This window comes from Enterobacter sp. PGRG2 (assembly GCF_030291195.1).
GTDB lineage: Bacteria > Pseudomonadota > Gammaproteobacteria > Enterobacterales > Enterobacteriaceae > Enterobacter_D.
The window spans coordinates 3,028,426-3,035,812 of the sequence record NZ_CP127837.1 but is presented as its reverse complement, the minus strand read 5'-3'; the positions used below and the strand labels follow the sequence as shown (position 1 = coordinate 3,035,812).

Sequence of the window (7,387 nt, the reverse complement as noted above, 5' to 3'; positions counted from 1 at the left end):
CGTAGGCCGGGTAAGCGACAGCGCCACCCGGCAATACCCGTAAGCGTTAAAGAAAACCCAGCAGCGAAAAGAACAGATAGCCGAGCACGATAATAATCACCGGCAGAATATAGAGGGTGAAAATCTGGCGGAATATCGAATGATTCGGCACCACGATCCGCGCTTCGATCTGCTCGCGGTTTAGCCCGTCTGCGCCTTTGGCGTTTTCCAGAATCGTCATATCTTCAACGTTCTCACGCAGAAAACGCGCCTGACGGCTCATGCGCGCGCCTGAGGCCTGTAACGCCAGGCCGATAAAAATCAGCGCATAAATGATCCAGAAGCCAATATTCAGCTGCTGGTGAAAATCCGGCAGCGGCGAGTTGTACCAGAAGAAATTCAGGAACGGCGTGTTAAAACGCATCATCTCGATCATCACATGGGCGAAATCCTGCATCACCGCGCTGATGCCGGGCTGCTTTTCGCTGTGCTCGTACATAAACTTCAGTACGGAGATCAGAGTAGAAATAAAGGCCGGGATGAAAATAACCCATCCCATCACGCGTTTGAGCACGGCAATGCGTCCAGCTTGTTGATACGTCATGTATTCCCCTTGTAAAAGACGTTCCATTTGCGCCTAAGTTTACCCGCTCATATTCATTTTCGCCTGTTCTTTAGAGGCGTTATCATAGGGAGTAGGCCATAATGGCCTGATACCCGCCCCAATAAGGAGAGGTTTTAATGTCTACGCCGCGTCAAATTCTTGCTGCTATTTTCGATATGGACGGATTACTCATCGACTCAGAACCCCTGTGGGATCGTGCTGAACTGGAGGTCATGGCAAGCCTGGGCGTGGATATCACCCGCCGTAATGAACTGCCCGATACGCTCGGTCTGCGCATCGATATGGTGGTGGATCTGTGGTATGCCCAGCAGCCGTGGAACGGCCCGGATCGCGGGGAAGTGACTGAACGGATCATCGCCCGCTCGCTGTCGCTGGTGGAAGAAAAGCGTCCGCTGCTGCCAGGCGTGCGTGAAGCACTGACGCTGTGTAAGGCGCAGGGGTTGAAAATAGGCCTGGCTTCGGCTTCACCGCTGCACATGCTGGAAAAAGTGCTCGCCATGTTTGAGCTGACTGATTACTTCGATGCCCTCGCCTCCGCCGGGACGCTGCCCTACAGCAAACCGCACCCGCAGGTTTATCTTGATTGCGCCGCGAAGCTGGGGGTGGATCCCCTGACCTGTGTGGCGCTGGAAGATTCGGTTAACGGCATGATCGCCTCGAAAGCCGCGCGTATGCGTTCTGTCGTGGTGCCGGAAGAAGCCAATCAGAACGATCCCCGTTACGCTCTTGCCGATGTGAAGCTTCACTCCCTGGCGGAACTGACCGCTTCGCATCTGCGCGGATAAGCTTTTTGCGGGTAACAGGCCCCCTTTTGTTACCCGCGTCAATTAAACTGAAACATCATTTCACTTTAATTTGTTTTTCAAATCCCTTCCTTCTATGCTCAACACCATCAGGCGCGCCTGCCTGCACACATCAGAGCAATCGGGGTGAGTATGATACTGGATGCCTTCAATTTAAGCGGTAAAGTTGCCATCGTCACCGGCTGTGACACGGGGCTGGGACAAGGGATGAGCCTGGGGCTGGCGGAAGCGGGCTGTGACATTGTCGGCATTAACCGCAAATATCCGCATGAAACGGAACAGAAAGTGACCGCGCTGGGACGTCGTTTTACGGCGATCCAGGCCGATCTGAGCCAGCAGGCGTCTTACGATGCACTGGTGCAGGAAGTGGTAAGCCGGATGGGGCGCGTCGATATTCTGGTCAATAATGCCGGCACGATCCGTCGGGCGGATGCGCTGGACTTCAGCGAGCAGGACTGGGATGACGTCATTAACCTTAACCTGAAAGCCACCTTTTTTCTCTGTCAGGCGGTGGCGCGACAATTTATTGCCCAGGGCGGCGGCGGAAAAATCATTAACATCGCCTCAATGCTCTCTTTCCAGGGCGGTATCCGCGTGCCCTCATATACCGCCTCGAAAAGCGGCGTGCTCGGCCTGACGCGCCTGCTGGCGAACGAATGGGCGACGCACAACATTAACGTTAATGCCATTGCGCCAGGCTACATGGCGACCAACAATACGCAGCAATTACGGGACGATGCCCGGCGCAGCGAAGAGATCATCAACCGTATCCCTGCCGCGCGCTGGGGCACGCCTGAAGATCTGAAAGGCCCGGCGGTATTTCTGGCATCCCGCGCCTCGGATTACATTAATGGCTATACGCTGGCAGTGGACGGCGGCTGGCTGGCGCGTTAGTCATCCACTGAGATAAACAGTTACACCGTCACCTCTTCCGCCTACTGTATAAAAACCCTATACTGTATACTTCGACAGTTTAGCGAGTGCAATCATGACGGCGGAAGGTCACCTCCTTTTTTCGATAGCCTGCGCGGTGTTTGCCAAAAACGCCGAGCTGACCCCTGTGCTCGCGCAGGGGGACTGGTGGCATATTGTTCCGTCAGCTATTCTCACCTGTCTGCTGCCGGATATCGATCACCCGAAATCTTTTTTAGGCCAGCGGCTGAAATGGATCTCCAAACCCATAGCCCGCGCCTTCGGTCACCGGGGCTTTACGCACAGTCTGCTGGCGGTATTTATCGCCCTGACGCTATTTATGCTGAAAGTGCCCGACAGCTGGCTGGTGCCCGCCGATGCCTTACAGGGGCTGGTGCTGGGTTATCTGAGCCATATCCTTGCCGATATGCTGACGCCTGCGGGTGTGCCGCTGTTGTGGCCGTGCCGCTGGCGGTTCCGCGTGCCGATCCTGATGCCCCAGAAAGGCAATCAACTTGAGCGCGTGCTCTGTATGGCGCTGTTCACCTGGGCGGTATTTATGCCGCAGACGATGACCGAAAACAGTGCAGTGCGCTGGTCATCGCAGATGATCAATACCCTGCAAATGCAGTACAACCGCTTTATTCATGAGCAGATCGGTCAATAAACCCACGAATTTATGCGTTTGAATATAACCCATTCCATTTGGATATAAGCGCCACATCACACTTCTGCTACTCTTCCGCCAACAAGACAGGTGTACTGACGCCTGAAATAAAAACACATCAGGAGATTGGGGATGAATTTTCCATTAATCGCGAACATCGTGGTGTTCGTGGCTTTGCTGTTCCTGCTGGCGCAAACCCGCCACAAACAGTGGAGCCTGGCTAAAAAAGTGCTGGTCGGTCTGGTGATCGGCGTGGTCTTTGGTTTTGCCTTACAGGCCATCTATGGCGCTGATAATCCGGTGCTGAAAGATTCTATTCAGTGGTTCAACATCGTCGGTAATGGCTATGTCCAGTTACTGCAAATGATCGTGATGCCGCTGGTGTTCGCCTCTATCCTGAGCGCCGTGGCGCGTCTGCATAACGCCTCGCAACTGGGTAAAATCAGCTTCCTGACTATCGGCACCCTGCTGTTTACCACGCTGATTTCAGCGCTGGTGGGCGTGCTGGTGACCAACCTGTTTGGTCTGACGGCTGAAGGCCTGGTGCAGGGCACCGCGGAAAGCGCGCGTCTTGCGGCAATTCAGACAAATTATGCCGGCAAAGTGGCGGATCTGACCGTGCCGCAGCTTCTGCTGTCGTTCGTGCCGAAAAACCCGTTTGCCGATCTGACCGGCGCAAGTCCGACTTCCATTATCAGCGTGGTGATCTTCGCGGCCTTCCTCGGTGTGGCGGCGCTGAAGCTGCTGAAAGATGATGCCCCGAAAGGCCAGCGTGTGCTGACCGCCATCGACACGCTGCAAAGCTGGGTGATGAAGCTGGTACGTCTGGTGATGCAGCTGACCCCGTACGGCGTCCTGGCGCTGATGACCAAAGTGGTGGCAGGTTCAAACCTGCAGGACATCATCAAACTGGGTAGCTTTGTGGTGGCGTCCTATCTTGGTCTGGCGATCATGTTTGTGGTGCATGGCATTCTGCTGGGCGCGAACGGCATCAGCCCGATGAAATACTTCCGTAAAGTCTGGCCGGTGCTGACCTTCGCCTTCACCAGCCGCTCCAGCGCCGCGTCCATTCCGCTGAACGTGGAAGCGCAGACCCGTCGTCTGGGCGTGCCGGAATCTATCGCCAGCTTTGCCGCCTCTTTTGGCGCGACTATCGGTCAGAACGGCTGTGCAGGATTGTACCCGGCGATGCTGGCGGTGATGGTTGCGCCGACGGTGGGCATTAACCCGCTGGATCCGGTGTGGATCGCCACTCTGGTCGGTATTGTTACCCTCAGCTCTGCGGGCGTGGCCGGTGTGGGCGGTGGCGCGACATTCGCCGCCCTGATCGTGCTGCCGGCCATGGGCCTGCCAGTCACGCTGGTGGCGCTGCTGATCTCCGTCGAGCCGCTGATCGATATGGGTCGTACGGCACTGAACGTTAGCGGTTCAATGACCGCCGGTACGCTCACCAGCCAGTGGCTGAAGCAGACCGACAAAACCATTCTGAACAGCGAAGAAAACGCCGAACTGGCGCATCGTTAAGCTATAACGGCCCGGCGGCGTAGTCTGCCGGGCAGTATTGTCCCGCCCGACGTTTCAATCCTGATCCACTTCCCCTTCCTGCCGCATCTGTTCAGCCCAGCGCTGGGCGGCTTCCGGCCCGCTGAAGACCGGCGAACGACGAAAACGCTCGGCGATTAAAACGAAGGCGACATATTTCCCGCGTAACAGCCACACATCGCGAAAACCTTCGACCTTAGAGGCATGGTCAGGCGGGGCAGGCTCGACACGTGGCACATAGCTGATAATCCGACGGTTTTGTTGACGCAATGATTTCATAAGCCAGGATTCACTAAAAACATATTCCACAAACAGACAACTCCCATCATAGCTGAAACTCCCCCTGCTCGTCGCGCCCTGCCTGTTTTTCCCCTGCCCCTGCGGGGTTTTTATCTGCGAAGCACCAGGGTAAAAAATCGTGTGCTGTTCTATAGTTAGAAAGAATTTGACGTAAAAACGGCCAGTTTCAATGCCAACACCCCGCAGCAAAAACAGGAGACCTGTTCCATGTCGCATTCTGATAGTCATCCCAAAAATCATCATGCCCCGGTCCACGATGACCGCGCCGCCCGTCCCGGTCTGGACTCACTCGCCCCGGAAGACAACTCCCATCAGGCCGATCCGTTACCGACTCCGCCCGGGGCGCAGCCTACTGCCCCCGGCAGCCTGAAAGCGCCGGATACCTCCAATGAAAAACTCAAGGCGCTGGAAAGCTTCCGTAAGGGCGGCGAGAATTTTCCGCTGACCACCAATCAGGGCGTGCGCATTGCCAACGACCAGAACTCCCTGCGCGCGGGTCAGCGCGGGCCGACGCTGCTGGAAGATTTTATTCTGCGGGAAAAGATCACCCATTTTGACCATGAGCGTATTCCCGAGCGCATCGTGCACGCCCGCGGCTCGGCGGCGCATGGCTATTTCCAGCCCTATCGCTCGTTAAGCGATATTACCAAAGCCAGCTTCCTCGCCGACCCGGATAAAATCACGCCGGTGTTTGTGCGTTTTTCCACGGTACAGGGCGGCGCAGGATCGGCTGACACCGTGCGCGATATTCGCGGTTTCGCCACCAAGTTTTATACCGATGAGGGGATTTTCGATCTGGTGGGCAACAACACGCCGGTGTTCTTTATTCAGGATGCGCATAAATTCCCGGACTTTGTGCATGCGGTAAAACCGGAGCCGCACTGGGCGATCCCGCAGGGGCAAAGCGCCCATGATACCTTCTGGGATTATGTCTCGCTGCAACCGGAAACCCTGCATAACGTGATGTGGGCGATGTCCGATCGCGGTATTCCGCGCAGCTATCGCACCATGGAAGGCTTCGGTATTCATACCTTCCGCCTGATTAACGCCGACGGCAAAGCCACCTTTGTCCGTTTTCACTGGAAACCGCTGGCGGGTAAAGCGTCCATGGTATGGGACGAAGCGCAAAAGCTGACCGGCCGCGATCCGGATTTCCATCGCCGTGAGCTGTGGGAAGCCATTGAAGCCGGAGATTTCCCGGAATACGAGCTGGGGCTACAGCTGATTGCCGAAGAGGACGAGTTCAAATTTGATTTCGACCTGCTCGATCCCACCAAACTGATCCCCGAAGAGCTGGTGCCGGTGCAGCGCGTCGGCAAAATGGTGCTTAACCGTAACCCGGACAATTTCTTCAGCGAAAACGAACAGGTAGCTTTCCATCCGGGGCACATCGTGCCGGGGCTGGATTTCACCAACGATCCGCTGTTGCAGGGACGGCTGTTCTCCTATACCGACACGCAGATTAGCCGTCTCGGTGGACCAAACTTCCACGAAATCCCCATCAACCGCCCCACCTGCCCGTATCATAATTTCCAGCGCGACGGCATGCACCGCATGGATATCGACACTAATCCGGCAAACTATGAGCCTAACTCGATTAACGATAACTGGCCGCGGGAAACGCCGCCTGCACCGCAGCGCGGGGGATTTGAGTCATATCAGGAGCGTATCGAAGGTCATAAGATCCGCGAGCGCAGCCCTTCGTTTGGCGAGTATTATGCCCACCCGCGGCTGTTCTGGCAGAGCCAGACGCCTCATGAGCAGCAGCATATTATCGAGGCTTTCAGCTTCGAGCTGGGCAAAGTGGCGCGGGCCTATATCCGCGAGCGGGTGGTGGATCAGCTGGCGCATATCGACATTACCCTGGCGCAGGCGGTGGCGCACAACCTGGGGATCACCCTGACCGACGATCAGCGCAACATCGCGCCGCCGCAGGATGTCAGCGGCCTGAAAAAGGATCCATCGCTGAGTCTGTATGCCATTCCTGACGGCACGCTGAAGGGCCGCGTGGTGGCGGTACTGCTGAATGACACCGTCTCCGCCAGCCAGTTGTATACCCTGTTGCAGGGCTTACAGGCAAAAGGCGTGCACGCTAAACTGCTTTATTCGCGTATGGGCGAAGTGACGGCGGATGATGGCTCGCAGGTGCCGATCGCCGCGACCTTTGCGGGTTCACCGTCGCTGACCGTCGATGGCGTGCTGGTGCCAGGCGGGAATCCTGCCAGCCTGCTGGACAATGGCGACGCTAACTATTATCTGCTGGAAGCCTATAAGCACCTGAAGCCGATCGCGCTGGCCGGCGATGCGCGCGCCTTTAAAGCGGTGCTGAGGGTGGATGCGCAGGGCGAAGAAGGCATCACCGAAGGTGACAGTGTCACGCAGGAGTGGATGGATGATTTCCTGATGCAGCTGGCGGGACACCGCGTCTGGTCGCGGGCGGGCAAAATCAGCAAGATCCCGGCGTAGCGGAAAGAATGTGCCGGGTGGCGCTGACGCTTACCCGGCCTACAGTTCTGGGATACAAAAATGCCGGGTGGCGCTGGCGCTTACCCGGCCTAC

Annotated in this window: 7 protein-coding genes; 5 read left to right on the top strand and 2 right to left on the bottom strand. The window is 56.7% G+C overall.

Annotated features, from left to right (window positions below):
• Positions 1 to 46 precede the first annotated feature (46 nt).
• Positions 47 to 583, bottom strand: a complete 537-nt coding sequence (locus tag QRD42_RS13485) for a YniB family protein (RefSeq protein WP_318363119.1) — start codon at positions 581 to 583, stop codon at positions 47 to 49.
• A gap of 137 nt (positions 584 to 720) precedes the next feature.
• On the opposite strand from QRD42_RS13485, the gene hxpB reads away from it, so the two are divergent.
• The 4 genes from hxpB to QRD42_RS13465 all read left to right on the top strand — a co-directional run bounded on the left by hxpB (position 721) and on the right by QRD42_RS13465 (position 4,510).
• The gene (gene hxpB, locus QRD42_RS13480) at positions 721 to 1,389 is read left to right on the top strand and encodes a hexitol phosphatase HxpB (protein WP_321987339.1); all 669 of its coding nucleotides are present in this window, start codon (positions 721 to 723) and stop codon (positions 1,387 to 1,389) included.
• A 150-nt stretch (positions 1,390 to 1,539) separates the two neighbouring features.
• Entirely contained in the window at positions 1,540 to 2,301 is a 762-nt protein-coding gene (kduD, locus tag QRD42_RS13475) for a 2-dehydro-3-deoxy-D-gluconate 5-dehydrogenase KduD (protein ID WP_321988766.1), read from the top strand.
• 94 nt (positions 2,302 to 2,395) lie between these two features.
• Positions 2,396 to 2,986: a metal-dependent hydrolase gene (locus tag QRD42_RS13470; protein ID WP_072568255.1), complete on the top strand. Its 591-nt coding sequence runs from the start codon at positions 2,396 to 2,398 to the stop codon at positions 2,984 to 2,986.
• A 132-nt stretch (positions 2,987 to 3,118) separates the two neighbouring features.
• The gene (locus tag QRD42_RS13465) at positions 3,119 to 4,510 is read left to right on the top strand and encodes an L-cystine transporter (RefSeq protein ID WP_072568254.1); all 1,392 of its coding nucleotides are present in this window, start codon (positions 3,119 to 3,121) and stop codon (positions 4,508 to 4,510) included.
• 54 nt (positions 4,511 to 4,564) lie between these two features.
• Here QRD42_RS13465 and cedA read toward each other — a convergent pair whose 3' ends face one another.
• A complete protein-coding gene (gene cedA / locus QRD42_RS13460) occupies positions 4,565 to 4,807 on the bottom strand; it encodes a cell division activator CedA (protein WP_072568253.1) in 243 nt (80 codons plus the stop codon).
• Positions 4,808 to 5,035: 228 nt separating this feature from the next.
• Between cedA and katE the strand changes: the two genes are divergently transcribed.
• A complete protein-coding gene (gene katE / locus QRD42_RS13455; RefSeq protein ID WP_072568252.1) occupies positions 5,036 to 7,294 on the top strand; it encodes a catalase HPII in 2,259 nt (752 codons plus the stop codon).
• Positions 7,295 to 7,387 lie beyond the last annotated feature (93 nt).